We start from the raw sequence: 18,124 nt of genomic DNA on the forward strand, positions 1-18,124 counted from the left end.
TGATCGCGCCATGAATCGACGCCTACTTCTTTCCGCCGGCGTGGCGGTTGCCGCCACGGTTGCGGGCGGCTTGACCTTGCTGGGCCGCAAGTCCCAGAACCCCGCAGCGCCGGCCGACGCGGGCGATCCCGTCGCCGGACTGATGCAATTGCAGATGCCTGATCTGAACGGCGCGACTCAGTCGCTCTCCGGGTGGAAGGGGCAGCCGATCGTGGTCAATTTCTGGGCAACCTGGTGCGCGCCTTGCGTCAGGGAAATGCCGGAGCTCGACGCGCTGCAGAAAAAATACCCGCACGTCCGTTTTGTCGGCATCGGTGTTGATTCAGCGGCGAATATGCAAAAATTTGTCGAGAAAGTGCAAGTTTCCTACCCCCTGTGGGTGATCGGCGCCGGGGCAATCGATACCCTGCGCAAGCTCGGAAACCCCAGCGGTGGCTTGCCTTTTACCATCGTGTTCAACGCCGATGGCGGGATTAACCGGAAGATATTGGGTGAAATCCAGCCCGATGACCTGAATCAAACCCTGTCTGGTTTGAAGGCGTAAGTCTGTTGGACAAATAGTAGGAATTGGCGTAAAAAGCTGGTTTATCGGCTGTTTTGCCAACAATTGGCAATCCACTCATTGGCAAGCGCATGGCGCAAAACATACTGGTATTGCATGGCCCGAACCTGAACCTGCTTGGCACCCGGGAACCTCATATCTACGGCAGTCTGACCCTGCCCCAGATCAATGAGCGCCTGGAACTGCTTGCAGGCGAATTGGGCGCCAAGCTGACTGCTTGGCAAGGCAATCACGAAGGTGCGCTGGTTGACCGCATTCAGGCGGCCCGGCAAGACGGCACGGACTTCATCATCATCAACGCGGCGGCATATACGCACACCAGCGTCGCAATTCGCGATGCGCTGGCTGGGGTCGCGATCCCATTTATTGAAGTACATTTGTCCAATCTGTATAAGCGAGAGCCCTTCAGGCATCACTCTTATCTGTCCGACTTGGCGATAGGCCTTATCAGCGGCCTCGGCGCGGACGGCTACGAGGCGGCTCTGCGTTACGCAGTGCGGCACTGATCTCGCACCAACTCACAGCTTTTACATCTTATACGGCGCGGACCCCACGCTGGGACGTCGTCGACACTATCTCGGGAAGCAGCTTCTATGGACCTTCGAAAACTCAAAACCCTGATCGACCTGGTGGCTGAATCGGGTATCGCCGAGCTGGAAATCACCGAAGGCGAAGGCAAGGTACGCATCGTCAAGTTCTCGCAGACCTTGCAGCCGGTGGCTTACCACCAGCCCGAAGCCGGCGCGCACGCCGCACCGGTGGCCCCGGCCGCGGCACCCGCCGCCCCGGCCGCCGAAGCCGCCCCGGTCATCCAGGGCCATGTCGTGAAGGCGCCGATGGTCGGCACGTTCTACCGTTCGCCGAACCCGGGCGCTGCCCCGTTCATCGACGTGGGCGCCACCGTCAAGGAAGGCGATCCGCTGTGCATCATTGAAGCCATGAAGCTGCTCAATGAAATCGAAGCCGACAAGTCCGGCGTCATCAAAGAAATCCTGGTCGAAAACGGTGAGCCCGTCGAGTACGGTCAACCCCTCTTCGTCATTGGCTGATAGCTGAAAATGTTCGAAAAAATCCTGATCGCCAATCGGGGCGAAATCGCCCTGCGCATTCAGCGCGCTTGCCGTGAGCTGGGCATCAAAACCGTGGTCGTGCACTCCGAGGCTGACCGCGAAGCCAAGTACGTGCGCCTGGCCGATGAATCCGTGTGCATCGGGCCCGCGCCGTCGCGTGACAGCTACCTGAACATGCCTGCCATCATTTCGGCGGCCGAAGTTACGGATTCCGAGGCAATCCACCCGGGTTACGGGTTCTTGTCCGAAAATGCCGACTTCGCCGATCGCGTCGAAAAGAGTGGCTTCGTCTTCATCGGTCCGCGTCCCGACACCATTCGCCTGATGGGCGACAAGGTCAGCGCCAAGCGCGCCATGATCGAAGCGGGCGTGCCGGTGGTGCCGGGTTCCGAGGGCGCGTTGCCCGAAGATCCGCAGGAAATCATCCGCATTGCGCGCGAAGTCGGTTATCCGGTCATCATCAAGGCGGCAGGCGGCGGCGGTGGCCGCGGCATGCGCGTGGTGTACACCGAGGCCGCGCTGCTGAACGCCGTCACCATGACGCGTTCGGAAGCAGGCGCCGCGTTCAACAACCCGGAAGTCTATATGGAGAAGTTCCTCGAGAACCCTCGCCATGTGGAAATCCAGGTGCTGGCCGATGGCGGCCGCAACGCCGTCTGGCTGGGCGAACGCGACTGCTCCATGCAGCGCCGCCACCAGAAAGTCATCGAAGAAGCGCCGGCGCCGGGCATCCCCCGCCGCGCGATCGAGCGCATTGGCGACCGTTGCGCCGATGCTTGCCGCAAGATGGGCTACCGCGGCGCCGGCACGTTCGAATTCCTGTTCGAGAACGGCGAGTTCTATTTCATTGAAATGAACACCCGCATCCAGGTCGAACACCCGGTGACCGAACTGATCACCGGCATCGACCTCGTGCAGCAGCAGATCCTGGTGGCCGCAGGCGAGAAGTTCACGCTGCGCCAGCGCGACGTGCAGTTCAAGGGCCATGCGATCGAATGCCGCATCAACGCGGAAGATCCTTTCCGCTTCGTGCCCAGCCCCGGCCGCATCACCAACTGGCACACGCCGGGTGGTCCGGGCGTGCGTATCGATTCGCATGCTTACAACGGCTACTTCGTGCCGCCGAACTACGATTCGATGATCGCCAAGGTCATCACGTACGGCGATACGCGCGACCAGGCGCTGGCCCGCATGCGCATCGCGCTGTCGGAAATGGTGGTGGAAGGAATTTCGACCAACATCCCGCTGCATCGCGAACTGCTGCAGGACGCCCGTTTCATCGAAGGCGGCACCAGCATCCACTATCTGGAAAACAAGTTGGCTCAGCGTCCCTGACCGACCACTAGGGGCCTCACGGCCCCTTTTTGCCTTTGGGCCTACCGAAGGCAACCCCCTCAGGGGCCTTTTTAATTGTTTTACGGTCATCGGGCCGCGGCATCAGCCGCGGCCCGATGACCAGATGGAAGAATAATCATGCGTGAACTCGTGCTCCATTGCCTAGAGGCGCAGGCCGAAGCCTTGTCGGATGCGCTGCTGGAAGCGGGCGTGCTGTCCGTCTCCGTGGAAGACGCCGACTTCGGCACCGACGACGAACGTCCCCTGTTCGGCGAACCCGGCACCGAGCCCGATGTGCAGGCCTGGGACCGCAACCGCGTCGTCGCCTTGCTGCCCGACGGAGCCGATCCCGCGCAGATCATGGAAGAGGCCGCCGCGGCGGGCGAACTGGATCCGGCGCTGTTCGCCGGCTGGAGCCTGCGCGACGTCCCGGACGCCGATTGGGTGCGCCTGACGCAATCGCAATTCGGCCCCATCCACATCGCCGAACGGCTGTGGATCGTGCCCAGCTGGCACCGCGACAGCCCCGACGTGCCCGGTTTCGACCCGGCCGCCACGGGCGACGGCGCGATTCATATCGAACTGGATCCCGGCCTGGCCTTCGGCACGGGCAGCCACCCCACGACGCACCTGTGCCTGGCGTGGCTGGAAGCCGAGCTGCCGGCCGGCGCCACCTTGCTGGACTACGGTTGCGGCTCGGGCATCCTGGCGATCGCCGCCCGCAAGCTGGGCGCGGGCCCGACGCTGGCCGTGGACATCGACGCGCAGGCCGTGCAAAGCACGGCCTACAACGCCGAGGTCAACGGCGTTGAACTGCAGGCGATGCTGCCGGACGCGCTGGCGGACGGCACCTTCCAGGTCGTCGTCGCCAACATTCTGTCCAATCCGCTGAAGGTGCTGGCGCCGATGCTGGCTGGCCGCGTCGCCGCGGGCGGTCATCTGGTGCTGTCCGGCGTGCTGGAACGCCAGGCCGAAGAAGTGGCCGCCGCGTATGCGCCCTGGATCGCCATGTCGGTCTGGCGCGCGCGCGACGGCTGGGTCTGCCTGCACGGCCAGAAGGCCTGAGCGCCGTTCGGCAGGATCGCGACATGGCTCTGACCACCCGCTGCCCCCAGTGCGGCACCTCGTTCAAGGTGGTGCCTGACCAGCTCCGGGTCCGCAATGGCCTGGTGCGTTGCGGCGCCTGCTCGACCGTCTTCGACGGCCGGGCCTGCCTGCTGCCGGACGCCGGCGTACCGGCGACGCCGCCCGCCGCACCCGCCGTGCCGCCCGTGATGGCGCCCGCAGCAGCGGCCGCCGCGCCGGTGCTGGCGACGCCGGTGGTTCCGCCGCCGGTTGCCGACGTACCGCCGCCGCTATCGCGCCCGTCAGCCGAGCCACCGCGACAGATCGCCCCGTGGGAAGATGAGCCGGTTTACACGCCGTCTGTTCCCGCTCCTTCCGTTTCCGCTCCTTTCGTTCCTGCTCCGCCAGCTCCCGCCCTGGCCGCGCCCGCCGTGCCGCCGGCCGTGCTGCGCGGGCGCGAAGCCATCCGCCAGCGCGCCGAGCCTGAGGCGGACCTGCCCGAAGACGATGCCGAGGACGAAGGCGAAGACAACAGCGATCTGCGCGACAGTGACCGCCACGCCGCCTTCGCCCGCCCGCCCGCGCCGCGCTGGGAGCCGCCGGTAGCGCCTCCCTTGCGCAGTGAACCCATCATCGCGTCGCGCGACAGCGAGCCCGTCATCGATTGGGATGCCCGCCGCCGCGCCGCCGCCCAAGCCGAGCCGTCATTCACCGCCGACGACGCCCGCGATGACGCCCGTGATGACGAACATGACCGCTACCTCGACGACGACGACGGCGCCGACGACCCCGTCGATCCGCGCACCCGCCATCACCGCATTCGCGACGACGGCGATTACGACGACGAGCCCGAAGACGACGACACGCGTGAGCCGGTGCTGGGTGAAACGCGTACCCGCTACTCCAGCGCCACCGATGTGGGCCGCGCCCCGCCCGAGTTCCTGGACCAGGACCGGCAGGAGCGCCGCGGCCTCCTGCGCAAAGTGTGGGGCTACGCCTGCCTGCTGGGCCTGATCGCGCTGGGTCTGCAACTGGTATATGCCTACCGCACCGACATCGCCAATTCCGTACCCGTCCTGCGGCCGGTGCTGGACGTCGCCTGCAAACCGCTGGGCTGCACGGTCGGTTACGCCCGGCGCCTGGAGCGCATCGCGATTTCCTCGTCGTCGCTGCAGCCACCGCCCGGCGCTGCCGCGATCGACGACGGCCGCAGCCGCCTGGTGCTGAACCTGGTGCTGCGCAACCGCTACGACAAGCCGCAGCACTGGCCGGCCCTGGTGCTGGACCTGACCGACCTGTCGGATACGGTGGTCGTGCGCAAAGTGCTGATGCCCGAAAACTACCTGACGCCCGAACAGTTGAGCGGCCCGTTCGGCCCGGCTGGCGAGCTCAAGATTTCCGTACCCATTGAAGTGACCGGTGTCCAGGTCAATGGCTACCAACTCGATAAATTCTTCCCTTAAAGGATGACAAGCATGGCGACCCCTGTACTGGTTTGCGGCTCGATGGCGTTCGACACGATTGCGGTGTTCGAAGGCCGCTTCAAAGAGCACATTCTTGCTGACCGCATCCAATCGCTCAGCGTGTCCTTCCTGGTGCCCAGCATGCGCAAGGAATACGGCGGCTGCTCCGGCAACATCGCCTACACCATGAACCTGCTGGGCGGCAAACCCGTGCCGGTGGCGACGGTGGGCGAAGACGCCGGTGAATACATGGAACGCCTGTCGGGCCTGGGCATCGACACCAGCCGGGTCAAGGTCATCCCTGACACCTTCACGGCGCAGTGCTTCATCACGACCGACCTGGACGACAACCAGATCACCGCTTTCCACCCGGGCGCCATGGCGTTCGCCGCGGAAAACGACTTGAGCGACGCCGAGGCCGCCTGGGCCATCGTGGCCCCGGATGCCAAGGAAGGCATGTTCGCCCATGCCGAACGCCTGCACCGCCGCGGCATCCCCTTCATTTTCGATCTGGGCCAGGCCATGCCCTTGTTCGACGGTGCCGATCTGGAACGCATGCTCAAACTGTCGCAGGCGTTGACCGTCAACGATTACGAAGCGGGCATCGTTGAACAGCGCACCGGCCGCAGCGTGGCCGACATCGCCTCCACACTTCAAGCGGTGGTGGTGACGCGCGGCGCCGAAGGCGCGACGTTGTACACGGACGGCAAGACCATCCAGATCGCCCCGGTGCGCGCCTCGCAGGTTGTCGACCCGACGGGTTGCGGCGACGCCCAGCGCGGCGGCTTGCTCTATGGCCTGACCAGCGGCTGGAGCTGGGAAGACAGCTGCCGCCTGGGCAACGTCATGGGCGCCATCAAGATCGCATCGCGCGGTCCGCAGAACCACGCGCCGTCGCGCGCGGATATCGACGCCGTGCTGCACGCGACCTACGGCATTCATCTGCCGGCCTGATGGCTGGCCTCGTCGGGAACCGCGATGCGGGTTTGCGGTCGAACCCATCGCGTTTTCGAAGGACGGCGGCCGGGCGGCCGCCGCATTCAGATGCTGTTTTCCGCTTTTGGCTGTGAGTTTCAGTGTGTTGCAGCTGGGAGTGCCGCTACTTCCGGCCGGAGTATGATCAAGCATCGTCGGCAGTGCCCGATCGAGGAGTCCAAATGAACCAAAGCAAATCTCTTTCCCTGGTGACGCCGCGTACTGGCCGGTGGTTGGCCATCGCAGCCGTCGTGACGTCGATGGCTGTCCTGGGTGGCTGCGCCAATCGCAGCGCATCCAGCGGCGTGTATAGCTATGACCAAGCCCAGCGTGAGCAGATCGTCCGTACCGGCACGGTCACGGGCGTTCGCCCGATCGTGATCCAGAACGACAAATCCAGCGGTGTCGGCATGTTGGCCGGCGGCGCACTGGGCGGCGTGGCGGGTAACGCAATCGGTGGCGGCACGGGCCGCACCATCGCTACCGTTGGCGGCGCCATCCTGGGCGCACTGGCGGGCAATGCCGTGGAGAACCAGGTCGGCAAGAATTCCGGCTACGAAATCACCGTACGCCTGGATAACGGCGAAACCCGCGTGGTCGCCCAGGAAGCCGACGTGCCGGTCAGCGTGGGCCAACGCGTCCAGGTGATCAGCGGCTCGGGCCCGACCCGCGTCACGCCGATGTAATCGGCCAGGCCGCCGAAAAGCCCGCGCAAGCGGGCTTTTTTTTCGCCTGGAGCCGGCGGGGCGGCTCCGTTTTCCGGGATAGGGTTTTTGCCCGAAAATCCGCCGCTGCAAATGGGGGGCAGGGCGAACGGAGACCAGGAAAACGGCGAAATCTGTCGTTCCGCCGCAACGCAGCACCCGGGATTTACCCGCAGGCGTTACGTTTGCCAGCCTTTTCTCGCGATTTACCCCAAAAGTTTCATGGCGATTCAACGGCCAAAGTGCAATGATTGCGCCTGCGATCGGCATCGCGATTCGATTTTGATGTAACCAAGTGCATCCTGCTGCCGGTCTGAATCGCTGGAACCGTCAGTTGAGCTTCAGCATTTTTCTGTATTCTCGTCTACCTGAATCCCAGGGGATGGGGATGTTTTGCCGACGAGGCAACCTGCACTATCTATGCATACCGAGCAAGAACTCCACACCAAGATCGGCGAGATCGTCGAGTCGATCGTCATGAAGAAAGTCACCCCCGATACGCAGTTGATTGCCACTGGCCTGGTTGATTCCCTGGCTGCGGTGGACATCACGCTGGCCGTCGAGTCCGAGTACGGTTGCAGCATCCCGGCTCCCGAGATCGCCGAGCACCTCCAGTCGGTCCGCACGCTTGCCGGCTATGTCGCTGCCCATACTTCGTAATTCGCATTTGTGGTCCCACGTCGCGGCCGCCGCGACCGCCGTGGCACTGGCGTTCGGGGCGTACTGCGGCGCGGATGACCTGCTCAGCCGCATCGTGACGCCGGTGTCGTCCCCGGCTGCGGCCGCTGCCGACAAGAGCAACTACCTGCCCAACCTGGGACCGGACTGGGGCACGCAGCACGTCAACCTGAATCGCCTGGGCAACGCCCTGAGCGATGGCACGCTGGTCGTGCTGGGGTCGTCCGAACTGTCCAGCCATGACCTGCGCTTCGTGCCTTACCGCTTCTTCCCCGAAGAGCTGAAGGTGCCGACGCTGGCCTACGGCCACGCCATGTTCCAGTCCTACGGCATCGTCAGCGTGCTGGAGTCCGTTGCGGATTCGCTCACGCCGAACACGCGGCTGGTGATCATGGTGTCGCCCGCCTGGTTCGCCTCGGGCGGCCAACTGCCGCGCAGCGCGTTCGCCGAACACGTGACGGGCCCGGTCTGGGACCGCCTGTGGGACCAGCCGAACACGCGCGAGCAGATGCAGAACTGGATCAGCGACAACGCCAACTGGGGACTGCTGTGGCTGATCGCCAATGGCCAGGTGGCCGAGCTCAAGGACAAGCTGTCGCTGTGGTGGCACGCCCGCAAAGAGCCCGCGCCTGACCGTCCGCGCAGCAAGCTGTCCGTGCCGGCGCACCGCTTCGTGGCCTGGCCGTCGTCCGCCCGCCTGAACGAAGGGCAGTGGGGGCGGCTGACGCACGAGGCGCGCGAAGTCGAACGCGGCCTGGGCAGCAACAACCCCTACGACGTCCGCGACGACTACTACAAGCAGTACCTGGCGTCGCTGTATTCGCCAGCGCGCAACGAATTCGCCGACGTGGACCCCATCACCCGCACCGAACTGGGTGACCTGTCGCGCGTCATGGCCTTGCTGCAAAAGCGCAAGGTGAAGGCGTATTTCGTCATTCAGCCGTTCAATCCCAAGCTCATCCTGGACGTCGAGCGCTTCGACCCGGTGGTGGCTGCCATTACGGGCATGTGCCAGCGGTATCAGATGGGTTGCCTGGATCTCTACAGCATCCCGTTCGAACCCGGCATGGTGCGCGACGACATGCATCTGGCCGAACTCGGCTGGGCGATGGCGGACCAAGGCATTGCGGAGTACTTTTCCCGATGAAATTCTTTCGCAAAGAGGGCGCGGCGCGCCGCTTCTTTTGGCATCTTTGCCTGTACATCGGGGTGATCCTGGTGTTCGTGCTGCAGGCGCAGCCCACCACGGGCAGCGGCGGACCGATCAAGGTCGAATTCCAATACCAACAGTTCTGACCGCGCCATGGAATTGTTCGCAAGCTTGAGCTTTTTCGGCGGGGCCCTGTTCGGGGGCCTTGGCCTGTTGGCGTACCGTTCGTTCGGCATGCCGTTTCGCATCGGCTATCGCCACATCATCGGCGTGATCTGCCTGGGCGTGTGGATGGCGGTGTTCTGGGCGCGCCCCTATCAGCCCATTGCGCTGCTGGCCATTTCGGGCAGCGCGCTGTGGGCCGTGCGCCGCAACTACATTCCCACCTGGCTCGCCGTGATCATCACGATGACGCCGCTGCTGCTGGTGAAGACGGGCGTATCGCACCTGGGCGCCATGCTGGGCCTGTCGTTTGCGACCTTCCGCGCCATCGACGTGCTGCTCTTCGCGCAGCGCAACGAACGCGTGTCGCCGCTGGACTACTTCATCTATCTCTTCTTTCCGCTCACGCTGCTGGCTGGCCCGATGTACCGCTGGCGCAATTTCCAGGCGGACTTGAAGCGCGGCTACGAAGGCGTGAACCTGAGCACGTGGCTGACCGGCCTGGAACTGATCATGCTGGGCGTGATTCAGAAGTTCGGTCTGGCCGAACTGATCTGGCGCTACGGCCTGTCCACGCTGGACGCGCACGACTACTCGTTCACGGGCGTCGCGCTGAACGCGTCGCTCTACAGCGCCTACCTGTTCTTCGACTTCGCCGGCTATTCGACGATGGCGATCGGCATCGGCATGCTGTTCGGCTTCACGCTGCCGATCAACTTCCGCAATCCGCTGGCCACGCTCAATCCGCAGGACTTCTGGCGCCGCTGGCACATCAGCCTGTCGGAGTGGCTGCGCGACGTCGTGTTCATGCCGATCTACAAGGCGTTGAGCAAAACCAAGTTCTTCGGCCGCCATCGCATGGCGGCGCAGAACATCGGCATCTTCGCGACGCTGCTGGCCATGGGCGTGTGGAACGGCCTGTCGCTGCACTACATCGTCAGCGGCCTGATGTTCGGCGCGTATTCGGTGGGCCACAACCTGCTGATCAACGCCTCGCGCACCCGCCCCGCCTTGCAGGCCGCCCTGGCGCAGCCCGTCATGCGCTTCCTGGGCCGCGTGCTTACCTTGATTCTGGCCGCGCTGGCGCTGTACGTGTTCAGCGGCCGCAGCCCCATCTGACGCCGGGAGTTTCGGCATGCGTTTCGACCTGAAGTCCTTCCAATTCGTCGACACGGACGTGGCGCCCGAGGCGCTGGCCGTGGCCGCCGCCGACCGCAGCCTGACCTGGGCCCAATTGCGCGCCGAAGCGGCCGCCTGGGCCGACGAGGCCCGCAAGAACGGTGCGGCGCCGGATGTGCCGGTGGCCATCTACGGCCACAAGGAAGCCTCGTTCTTCGTCGCAATGGTGGGCGCCTTGCTGATCGGCGCGCCGTTCGTGCCGGTGGATACCATCTACCCGGCCGAGCGCCTGCGCCGCATCGTCGAGATCGTGCGCGCCGCCGCCGTCTACGACGCCGCCGCCGGCACGTTCACGCCGGGCGAGGGCGCCGAATTGGCCGAGCGCGGCCTGGCCTATGTCATGTTCACGTCCGGCAGCACGGGCGACCCGAAGGGCGTGCAGATCGGCCGCGAAAGCGTCGGCCTGCTGGGCGACTGGATGCTGGGCAGCTTCGGATTGGGCGATGCGCCGGTGTTCATGAACCAGGCGCCGTTCAGCTTCGACCTGTCCATGTATGAAGTGTTCGCCACCTTGGCCTCGGGCGGCGCTTGCGTGCTGAACGCCCGTGAACAGATCGCGTCCGCCGGCACCTGGATGCCTCGCCTGGCCGAGCATGGCGTGACGGTGTGGGTGTCCACCCCGTCGTTCGCGCACCAGCAGCTGGCCAACCGCGACTTCTCGCCGGCGACCTTGCCGCTGTTGCGCACATTTCTCTTCTGCGGCGAGCCGCTGCCTGCGGCGCTGGCCAAGAAGCTGCGTCAGCGTTTCCCCGGCGCCGTCATCCTGAATACCTACGGCCCTACGGAAGCCACCGTGGCGACCACCTGGATCGAAGTCACCGATGCCGTCCTGGCCGCGCATGACCCGCTGCCGGTGGGACATGCCAAGCCGGACAGCGTGCTGATCGTGGACGAAGGCGAGATCTGCATCGTGGGCGACCACGTGATGCGCGGCTACCTGAACCGTCCCGACCTGAACGAAGCCAAGCTCTACACCTATGCCGACGGCCGCCGCGCATTCCGCACGGGCGACCTGGGGCAGATGGAAGAGGGCGGCCTGCTGTTCTGCCGCGGCCGCATGGACGACCAGATCAAGCTGAACGGCTACCGCATCGAACTGGCAGAGATCGACGAGGCCCTGCACGGCCTGCCCGGCGTGGAAGGCGGCGCGTGCGCGGTCCTGCGCCGGCCTGACGGCACGGCGGTGCGTTTGATTGGTTTCGTGGCGGGCGCGGCGCAAGCGGCAGAGGCGCGATTTTTGGCGCCGGACGCCTTGGCCGGCTGGAAAGAGCGGCTGGCCCAGCGGCTGCCGCCCTACATGGTGCCGTCTGAATTGGTGGCGTGCCCGGCGCTGCCGATGTCGAACAACCACAAGATCGACCGCAAGAAGCTGGTCGAGATCTACGCCGGCATTCCGGCGTAGCGATCAAGGGCGGGGCGCAAGGCCCCGCCGTCTTACAGTCCCATCATGCGCTGGCTGAGGTTGTTCAGCACCATCAGCAGCACCTGCGCCACGATCAGCAGCACCAGCGGCGAAAAGTCGATGGCCGTGCGCGGCAGCAGGCGGCGGATGGGGTCCAGCATGGGCGCCGTCAGCGATTGCAGCAGCGGCATCATGGGAGCGGTCGGGTTGACCCACGACAGCACGGCCTGGATCAGCGTCAGCCACACCACCAGGTTCAGCGCCCATTTGATGGCCATCAACAGGGCCGAGCCCATGGCGGCAGGCAACAGCGCGGCGGGAATCAGCGCGCCGATGGACACCAGCCAGATCAGCACGATATAGGCCAGCGCGGCCAGCCAGGTCGCGACCAGGCTCGTCCAATCGATCTTGTTGCCGGCGGGAATGATCTTGCGCAGCGGCATCACCAGCCAGTTCGTGGCCTGGTAGATAGCGCGCGAAAGCGGATTGAACGGGTGAAGGCGGATCGCGTGCATCCAGGCGCGGGCAATCAATGCCGCGCCAAACAGCGTGAACACGATTTCGAGGAGAAAGCGGAAGATATCACCGAGCATGGACGCGTTCGCCGAAAAAAGAAGGAGTCAATTGTCGCATGGGAGTTGCCCGTACGCTGTACACCCTCTGCACGATTGCGGCCCCTCTGGGGAAAACGCGTTGTCGTGGAGGCGCTGGGCGGCGACAAGCCACCGCGTCGTGACTGCCGACGGGCGTGAAAAAGCCGCCCGGCATGCCGGGCGGCTCTGGTGAAGCCAGGGCTTCAACCGTCCTGATTACGGACGGCCACCCGTCGGGAACGGCCACGACGCGGCGGGGTTCAGCGCGGTCTTCGCGCCCGGGGCAGCAGCCGTCGACGACGGAGGCGTTGCGGGCTTCTTCGGAGCGGCTTTCTTGGCAGCAGGCTTCTTGGCAGCGGCGGGCTTGGCAGCAGCAGCCGGCTTGGCGGCAGCAGGAGCCTTCTTCGCAGCAGGAGCCTTCTTGGCAGCGGGGGCCTTCTTGGCTACGGCCTTCTTGGCAGCAGGCGCCTTTTTGGCAGCAGGCGCCTTCTTGGCAGCGGCCTTTTTGGCGGGGGCCTTCTTGGCTACCGCTTTCTTGGCAACAGCCTTCTTGGCGACGGCCTTCTTGGCTACCGCTTTCTTGGCGACGGCTTTCTTGGCAACCGCCTTCTTGGCGACAACCTTCTTGGCTACCGCTTTCTTGGCGACGGCCTTCTTGGCAACCGCCTTCTTGGCGACGACCTTCTTGGCTACCGCTTTCTTGGCGACGGCCTTCTTGGCTACCGCTTTCTTGGCGACGACCTTCTTGGCTGCCGGCTTCTTGGCGGCAACCTTCTTCACTGCCGGCTTCTTGGCGGCGGCGACTTTCTTGACAGCTACCTTCTTGACAGCGGCTTTCTTGGCCGGTGCGGCCTTCTTCGCGACTGCCTTCTTGGCGGCGGCGGGCTTCTTCACCGCTGCTTTCTTTACGGCTTTCTTGGCTGTTGCCATGGTCATGCTCCTTAGGTTCAGGGGTCCCAGAACTTAAACCCGTGCCCCGACTCGCCAACAAGGCGAACCGTGCCCGGGCTATTCATCGGCGCATGCCGCTGTTCTGTGCGAGCAACAGCTACTACGGTTTGCGCTAATGAATTCGGCACAGCCATTTGATATGGCCCCCGCTCCTTTGGCGCGAGCCATTTCAAATGGCGCCGGTCGCAGCCTGATCACAGGCCGCCGACCGCTTGTTCTACGTGTTCGAAATTGTCCCCAAGCCGCACCTTCGGCTTACTGCCCCCCGAGGGGGTGTGTTTTGCCTTGAGGCGGCCCGGCGGCAGAACACCCTGACCAGGGAGAGCGCCATCAAGCCTGTCGCGAACGCGACGCTCCGTGTTGCTGGAGCGTGCCCGCGTCGGGCTTGATGACGAACTGCTTTTACTCCCAGCTCAGCGTGCCACCAGTTTGGTATTCGATCACGCGAGTTTCAAAAAAGTTGCGTTCCTTTTTAAGATCGATCATTTCCGCCATCCACGGGAAGGGATTTTCTTCCTGCGGGTACAGCGGTTCGATACCGATTTGCTGGCAACGACGGTTGGCGATGAAGCGCAGGTAGGATTTGAACATAGGTGCGTTCAAGCCCAACACGCCGCGCGGCATCGTGTCTTCGGCGTAAGCGTATTCGAGTTCGACCGCTTTGCGGAAGAGTTCTCGAATTTCTTCGCGGAATTCCGGCGTCCACAGATGCGGATTTTCCAGTTTGACGGTGTTGATCAGGTCGATGCCGAAGTTGCAGTGCATGGATTCATCGCGAAGGATGTACATGTACTGTTCGGCGGCGCCGGTCATCTTGTTCTGGCGGCCAAGCGCCAGGATCTGCGTGAAGCCCACGTAGAAGAACAGGCCTTCCATCAAGCATGCGAAGACGATCAGCGACTTCAGCAGCGTCTGGTCGGCTTCGGGCGTGCCCGTCTTGAAGTGGGGGTCCGCGATCGCGTCGATGAACGGGATCAGGAACTCGTCTTTGGCGCGGATGGACGGAACTTCGTTGTAAGCGTTGAAGATCTCGGCTTCGTCCAGGTCCAGGCTTTCGACGATGTATTGATAGGCGTGCGTGTGGATCGCTTCTTCAAATGCCTGGCGCAGCAGGAACTGGCGGCATTCGGGCGCCGTGATGTGGCGATAGGTGCCCAGCACGATGTTGTTCGCGGCCAACGAGTCGGCCGTGACGAAGAAACCCAGGTTGCGCTTGACGATGCGGCGCTCGTCCTCGGTGAGCCCGTTCGGGTTCTTCCAGAGGGCGATGTCGCGCGACATGTTGATCTCTTGCGGCATCCAGTGGTTGGCGCACGTGGCCAAATACTTTTCCCACGCCCACTTGTACTTGAAAGGCACAAGCTGGTTGACGTCGGTTTCGCCGTTGATGATGCGCTTGTCAGCAACCTTTACACGTTGCGAGGTGGCGGTGCCGCTCGCGGCGAGGCCGGCCGCGTGTTCAGGCGCGGCGGGCGTGGGCATGGCGGTGTCGCCGAATACACCGGTCGCCGCCCGGACTTCGGGCGCAGCCTGCCCGCCACCCGCGGGGGCGGGGGCTTTTGCAGGTTGCGTGGCGAGGGTGTCGTCTTCCCAATTAATCATGATTCAATTCTCCGGAGGCGGTTATTGGCAGGCTTCGCACTCTTCGAAGCCGGGGTCGCCCGGCCGCATGGTGCAAACCGCCCCGAGAACTTCGGGTTCCGGCAAAACAGGTGCGGCGCCCACAGCCGCAGCCGTGGATTGGCCACCGGCGGTGACGGCGTTCAGTTCGCCGCCGCGGCCCGTGGATTTTTCGGCGCTGGTGGCGCCCAGGGTACGCAGGTAGTACGTCGTCTTCAGACCACGCAGCCATGCCAGCTTGTAGGTGTCATCCAGCTTCTTGCCCGATGCGCCCGACATGTAGATGTTCAGCGACTGAGCCTGATCGATCCACTTCTGACGGCGCGACGCGCATTCAACCAGCCAGCTCGGTTCGACTTCGAACGCGGTAGCGTAGAGTTCGCGGAGTTCGGAAGGTACGCGATCGATGCGGGACAGGCTGCCGTCGAAGTACTTGAGGTCGGCGACCATGACTTCGTCCCAGAGACCGAGTTTCTTCAGGTCACGCACGAGGTAATCGTTAACGACCGTGAACTCGCCGGAGAGATTCGATTTGACGTACAAGTTCTGGAAAGTAGGTTCGATGCACGCAGATACACCAATGATATTGGAAATAGTCGCGGTTGGGGCAATTGCTACGCAATTGGAGTTGCGCATGCCGTGCTGTTTGATGCGCGCGCGCAACGTATCCCAATCGAGCGAGCTCGATTCATCGACTTCAACATGGCCACCGCGCTCATCACGCAGCATCTTCAACGTGTCTTGCGGCAAGATGCCACGCGACCACAACGAACCTTCGTACGACTGATAGCGGCCGCGTTCTTCGGCAAGCAGGCTCGATGCGAAGTAGGCGTGATAGCACACCGCTTCCATCGAACGGTCCGCGAATTCAACCGCAGCTTGCGACGCGTACGGCACGCGCATCATCTGCAGGCAATCCTGGAAGCCCATGATGCCCATGCCCACCGGACGATGGCGCGCGTTGGAATTGCGGGCCTTCTCGACGGCGTAGTAGTTGATGTCGATAACGTTGTCGAGCATGCGCATCGCGATGCTGACGGTGCGCTTGATCTTGTCGTGGTCCAGTTCGAAACCGCCGCCGGCAGCCGGCTTCATGTGCGCGACCAGGTTCACGGAACCCAGGTTGCACACCGCGATTTCGGATTCGTTCGTGTTCAGCGTGATCTCGGTGCACAGGTTCGAGCTGTGGACGACGCCCACGTGTTGCTGCGGCGAACGGATGTTGCACGGATCCTTGAACGTGATCCACGGGTGGCCGGTTTCGAACAGCATCGACAGCATCTTGCGCCACAGCGTCAGCGCCGGCATCTTCTTGTAGAGCTTGAGCTCGCCGCTGGCAACGCGGTTTTCGTAGCCGACGTAGGCTTCTTCGAACGCACGGCCGACCTTGTCGTGCAGGTCAGGGCAGTCCGACGGCGAGAACAGCGTCCATTCGCCACCTTCCATGACGCGCTTCATGAACAGGTCGGGAATCCAGTTCGCCGTGTTCATGTCGTGCGTGCGGCGGCGTTCGTCACCGGTGTTCTTGCGCAGTTCCAGGAATTCTTCGATGTCCAGGTGCCACGATTCCAGGTACGTGCAAACCGCGCCCTTGCGCTTGCCGCCCTGGTTCACCGCCACGGCGGTGTCGTTGACGACCTTCAGGAACGGGACGACGCCCTGGCTTTCGCCGTTGGTGCCCTTGATGTGGCTGCGCAGCGCGCGAACCGGGGTCCAGTCGTTGCCCAGGCCGCCGGCGTACTTGGCCAGCAGCGCGTTTTCCTTGATGGCGTCGTAGATGCCTTCCAGATCGTCGGAGACGGTGGTCAGGTAGCACGACGACAGCTGCGAGTGCAGCGTGCCCGAGTTGAACAGCGTCGGCGTCGAGCTCATGAAGTCGAACGAGGACAGGATCTCGTAGAACTCGATGGCGCGCGTTTCGCGATCGGCTTCGCGCAGCGCCAGGCCCATGGCCACGCGCATGAAGAAGACCTGCGGCAGTTCGATGCGGGTGCCGCGGATGTGCAGGAAGTAGCGGTCGTACAGGGTCTGCAGGCCGAGGTAGCCGAATTGCAGGTCGCGCTTGGCGTTCAGTGCATGGCCCAGCTTGGTCAGGTCATAGCTGGCCAGTTCGGGCGACAGCAGGCCGCCTTCGATGCCGCGTGCGATGAACGTGGGGAAGTATTCGGCGTAACGCGCGCCCATGCCGTCTTGCGACACTTCTTCGCCCAGCACTTCCTTGCGGATCGTGTGCAGCAGCAGACGGGCGGTGACCTGGCTGTAGGCCGGGTCCTTTTCGACCAGTGCGCGCGCGGACAGGATGGCGGACTTGAACACTTCGTCGACGGGGATGCCGTCGTACAAGTTCTTGACCGTTTCCTTCAGGATGGTTTCGCTGTCGATGAATTCGTCCAGGCCTTCGCCGGCGGCGACGATGGTCGCGCGCAGTTCAGCCAGGTCCAGCGGGCGGCGCACGCCGGCATCGGTCACGTTCAGCACGTGTTCCTGCGGGGCAGCGGCGGCCTTGTCCTGGCCTTCGGCGGCAGCGGCGGCGGCGCGCTCTTGCGTGCGCTTCTCGCGGTACAGGACGTAGGCGCGGGCGACGTCGTGCTCGCCCGAGCGCATCAGAGCCAGTTCGACCTGGTCCTGGATGTCCTCAATATGGAAGGTGCCGCCGTTGGGGCGGTTGCGCACCAGCGCATTGACGGCCTGGCCCGTCAGGTTCTCGACCAGCTCGCGCACCCGCGCGGACGCTGCGCCCTGGCCGCCGTTGACGGCCAGGAAGGCCTTGGTCATGGCGATGGCGATCTTGCTGGGTTCGAACCCGACCACCGAGCCATTGCGGCGAATGATGTTGTAGCTGGCCCATTGCCCGCCATTGGCGTCGGCAGGGGAATCGGTTTGCGAGGGCGGCACGGCCGAAGGCCGGGTCACAGAGGCGATCGTAGTCTGCATGGAAGCTCCTGTGCGAAAACGCGTAGATAGCGACATGACGGCGGTCATGTCCGGTACGAATGTGGATCTTTTGAGGGGGTCGGAACGCTTGGACGGGCTAGTCCAAAAGGCGTGGCCGACGAGAATCAGCGCTTAGGCGACCACAACATATAGTGTAGCACCCCTCGTTGGACACTAATTCTAGTGATCGAGAACTACAGGGACAAGAAGAAGATATGACGAAGCTCACAAAAGATTGTTACTAAATGCACTGGGCGCGCCCAGTAAGGCGCGCCCAGGAC

At 63.8% G+C, this 18,124-nt stretch carries 17 protein-coding genes; 13 read left to right on the forward strand and 4 right to left on the reverse strand.

What is annotated here, in order from left to right; genetic code table 11:
- The first annotated feature begins 10 nt into the window (after nt 1–10).
- From CEY09_RS22025 to CEY09_RS22085, 13 genes are all read left to right on the forward strand, one after another.
- Nucleotides 11–544: a TlpA family protein disulfide reductase gene (locus CEY09_RS22025; protein WP_006226653.1), complete on the forward strand. Its 534-nt coding sequence runs from the start codon at nt 11–13 to the stop codon at nt 542–544.
- Between the two features lie 89 nt (nt 545–633).
- On the forward strand, nt 634–1,068 hold the full coding sequence (aroQ, locus tag CEY09_RS22030) for a type II 3-dehydroquinate dehydratase (protein ID WP_006226654.1): 435 nt from the start codon (nt 634–636) through the stop codon (nt 1,066–1,068).
- A gap of 87 nt (nt 1,069–1,155) precedes the next feature.
- The gene (gene accB, locus CEY09_RS22035; protein WP_006226655.1) at nt 1,156–1,611 is read left to right on the forward strand and encodes an acetyl-CoA carboxylase biotin carboxyl carrier protein; all 456 of its coding nucleotides are present in this window, start codon (nt 1,156–1,158) and stop codon (nt 1,609–1,611) included.
- Between the two features lie 9 nt (nt 1,612–1,620).
- A complete protein-coding gene (gene accC, locus CEY09_RS22040) occupies nt 1,621–2,967 on the forward strand; it encodes an acetyl-CoA carboxylase biotin carboxylase subunit (RefSeq protein WP_006226656.1) in 1,347 nt (448 codons plus the stop codon).
- A gap of 138 nt (nt 2,968–3,105) precedes the next feature.
- Complete coding sequence (prmA, locus tag CEY09_RS22045; protein WP_006226657.1) at nt 3,106–4,032, forward strand: 50S ribosomal protein L11 methyltransferase; 927 nt, start codon at nt 3,106–3,108, stop codon at nt 4,030–4,032.
- 23 nt (nt 4,033–4,055) lie between these two features.
- Nucleotides 4,056–5,495 carry a DUF3426 domain-containing protein gene (locus CEY09_RS22050; RefSeq protein WP_088590281.1) on the forward strand — a complete coding sequence of 480 codons (1,440 nt, stop codon included), beginning with the start codon at nt 4,056–4,058 and terminating at the stop codon, nt 5,493–5,495.
- 12 nt (nt 5,496–5,507) lie between these two features.
- Nucleotides 5,508–6,449, forward strand: coding sequence for a carbohydrate kinase family protein (locus tag CEY09_RS22055; protein WP_006226659.1), 942 nt, complete (start codon nt 5,508–5,510; stop codon nt 6,447–6,449).
- Nucleotides 6,450–6,652: 203 nt separating this feature from the next.
- Entirely contained in the window at nt 6,653–7,156 is a 504-nt protein-coding gene (locus CEY09_RS22060) for an outer membrane lipoprotein (RefSeq protein ID WP_006226660.1), read from the forward strand.
- Nucleotides 7,157–7,594: 438 nt separating this feature from the next.
- Nucleotides 7,595–7,834 carry an acyl carrier protein gene (locus CEY09_RS22065; RefSeq protein WP_006226661.1) on the forward strand — a complete coding sequence of 80 codons (240 nt, stop codon included), beginning with the start codon at nt 7,595–7,597 and terminating at the stop codon, nt 7,832–7,834.
- Nucleotides 7,812–8,999, forward strand: coding sequence for a D-alanyl-lipoteichoic acid biosynthesis protein DltD (locus tag CEY09_RS22070; RefSeq protein ID WP_088590282.1), 1,188 nt, complete (start codon nt 7,812–7,814; stop codon nt 8,997–8,999). Before CEY09_RS22065 ends, CEY09_RS22070 begins: the two co-directional genes overlap by 23 nt.
- Nucleotides 8,996–9,148 carry a hypothetical protein gene (locus CEY09_RS22075; RefSeq protein WP_006226663.1) on the forward strand — a complete coding sequence of 51 codons (153 nt, stop codon included), beginning with the start codon at nt 8,996–8,998 and terminating at the stop codon, nt 9,146–9,148. The genes CEY09_RS22070 and CEY09_RS22075 overlap by 4 nt, the downstream gene beginning before the upstream one ends.
- A 7-nt stretch (nt 9,149–9,155) precedes the next feature.
- The gene (locus CEY09_RS22080; protein WP_088590283.1) at nt 9,156–10,283 is read left to right on the forward strand and encodes an MBOAT family O-acyltransferase; all 1,128 of its coding nucleotides are present in this window, start codon (nt 9,156–9,158) and stop codon (nt 10,281–10,283) included.
- Nucleotides 10,284–10,299: 16 nt separating this feature from the next.
- Nucleotides 10,300–11,745, forward strand: coding sequence for a D-alanine--poly(phosphoribitol) ligase (locus tag CEY09_RS22085; protein ID WP_088590284.1), 1,446 nt, complete (start codon nt 10,300–10,302; stop codon nt 11,743–11,745).
- 32 nt (nt 11,746–11,777) lie between these two features.
- Here CEY09_RS22085 and CEY09_RS22090 read toward each other — a convergent pair whose 3' ends face one another.
- The 4 genes from CEY09_RS22090 to CEY09_RS22105 form a co-directional block, all read right to left on the reverse strand.
- Nucleotides 11,778–12,338 carry a YggT family protein gene (locus CEY09_RS22090; protein ID WP_088590285.1) on the reverse strand — a complete coding sequence of 187 codons (561 nt, stop codon included), beginning with the start codon at nt 12,336–12,338 and terminating at the stop codon, nt 11,778–11,780.
- A gap of 216 nt (nt 12,339–12,554) precedes the next feature.
- Nucleotides 12,555–13,268, reverse strand: a complete 714-nt coding sequence (locus tag CEY09_RS22095) for a histone H1-like DNA-binding protein (protein WP_088590286.1) — start codon at nt 13,266–13,268, stop codon at nt 12,555–12,557.
- A gap of 423 nt (nt 13,269–13,691) precedes the next feature.
- Nucleotides 13,692–14,891 (reverse strand): ribonucleotide-diphosphate reductase subunit beta, encoded by a 1,200-nt coding sequence (locus CEY09_RS22100; RefSeq protein ID WP_088590287.1) that lies wholly within the window; start codon nt 14,889–14,891, stop codon nt 13,692–13,694.
- A gap of 21 nt (nt 14,892–14,912) precedes the next feature.
- On the reverse strand, nt 14,913–17,843 hold the full coding sequence (locus tag CEY09_RS22105) for a ribonucleoside-diphosphate reductase subunit alpha (RefSeq protein ID WP_006226669.1): 2,931 nt from the start codon (nt 17,841–17,843) through the stop codon (nt 14,913–14,915).
- Nucleotides 17,844–18,124 lie beyond the last annotated feature (281 nt).

Source organism: Achromobacter marplatensis (assembly GCF_002209535.1).
Lineage (GTDB): Bacteria > Pseudomonadota > Gammaproteobacteria > Burkholderiales > Burkholderiaceae_B > Achromobacter > Achromobacter marplatensis.

Bases quoted from the DNA above. Each gene is read 5' to 3' on its own strand.
- CEY09_RS22025 (WP_006226653.1), top strand. From the start codon at position 11: ATGAATCGACGCCTACTTCTTTCCGCCGGCGTGGCGGTTGCCGCCACG.
- aroQ (WP_006226654.1), top strand. From the start codon at position 634: ATGGCGCAAAACATACTGGTATTGCATGGCCCGAACCTGAACCTGCTT.
- accB (WP_006226655.1), top strand. From the start codon at position 1,156: ATGGACCTTCGAAAACTCAAAACCCTGATCGACCTGGTGGCTGAATCG.
- accC (WP_006226656.1), top strand. From the start codon at position 1,621: ATGTTCGAAAAAATCCTGATCGCCAATCGGGGCGAAATCGCCCTGCGC.
- prmA (WP_006226657.1), top strand. From the start codon at position 3,106: ATGCGTGAACTCGTGCTCCATTGCCTAGAGGCGCAGGCCGAAGCCTTG.
- CEY09_RS22050 (WP_088590281.1), top strand. From the start codon at position 4,056: ATGGCTCTGACCACCCGCTGCCCCCAGTGCGGCACCTCGTTCAAGGTG.
- CEY09_RS22055 (WP_006226659.1), top strand. From the start codon at position 5,508: ATGGCGACCCCTGTACTGGTTTGCGGCTCGATGGCGTTCGACACGATT.
- CEY09_RS22060 (WP_006226660.1), top strand. From the start codon at position 6,653: ATGAACCAAAGCAAATCTCTTTCCCTGGTGACGCCGCGTACTGGCCGG.
- CEY09_RS22065 (WP_006226661.1), top strand. From the start codon at position 7,595: ATGCATACCGAGCAAGAACTCCACACCAAGATCGGCGAGATCGTCGAG.
- CEY09_RS22070 (WP_088590282.1), top strand. From the start codon at position 7,812: ATGTCGCTGCCCATACTTCGTAATTCGCATTTGTGGTCCCACGTCGCG.
- CEY09_RS22075 (WP_006226663.1), top strand. From the start codon at position 8,996: ATGAAATTCTTTCGCAAAGAGGGCGCGGCGCGCCGCTTCTTTTGGCAT.
- CEY09_RS22080 (WP_088590283.1), top strand. From the start codon at position 9,156: ATGGAATTGTTCGCAAGCTTGAGCTTTTTCGGCGGGGCCCTGTTCGGG.
- CEY09_RS22085 (WP_088590284.1), top strand. From the start codon at position 10,300: ATGCGTTTCGACCTGAAGTCCTTCCAATTCGTCGACACGGACGTGGCG.
- CEY09_RS22090 (WP_088590285.1), bottom strand. From the start codon at position 12,338: ATGCTCGGTGATATCTTCCGCTTTCTCCTCGAAATCGTGTTCACGCTG.
- CEY09_RS22095 (WP_088590286.1), bottom strand. From the start codon at position 13,268: ATGGCAACAGCCAAGAAAGCCGTAAAGAAAGCAGCGGTGAAGAAGCCC.
- CEY09_RS22100 (WP_088590287.1), bottom strand. From the start codon at position 14,891: ATGATTAATTGGGAAGACGACACCCTCGCCACGCAACCTGCAAAAGCC.
- CEY09_RS22105 (WP_006226669.1), bottom strand. From the start codon at position 17,843: ATGCAGACTACGATCGCCTCTGTGACCCGGCCTTCGGCCGTGCCGCCC.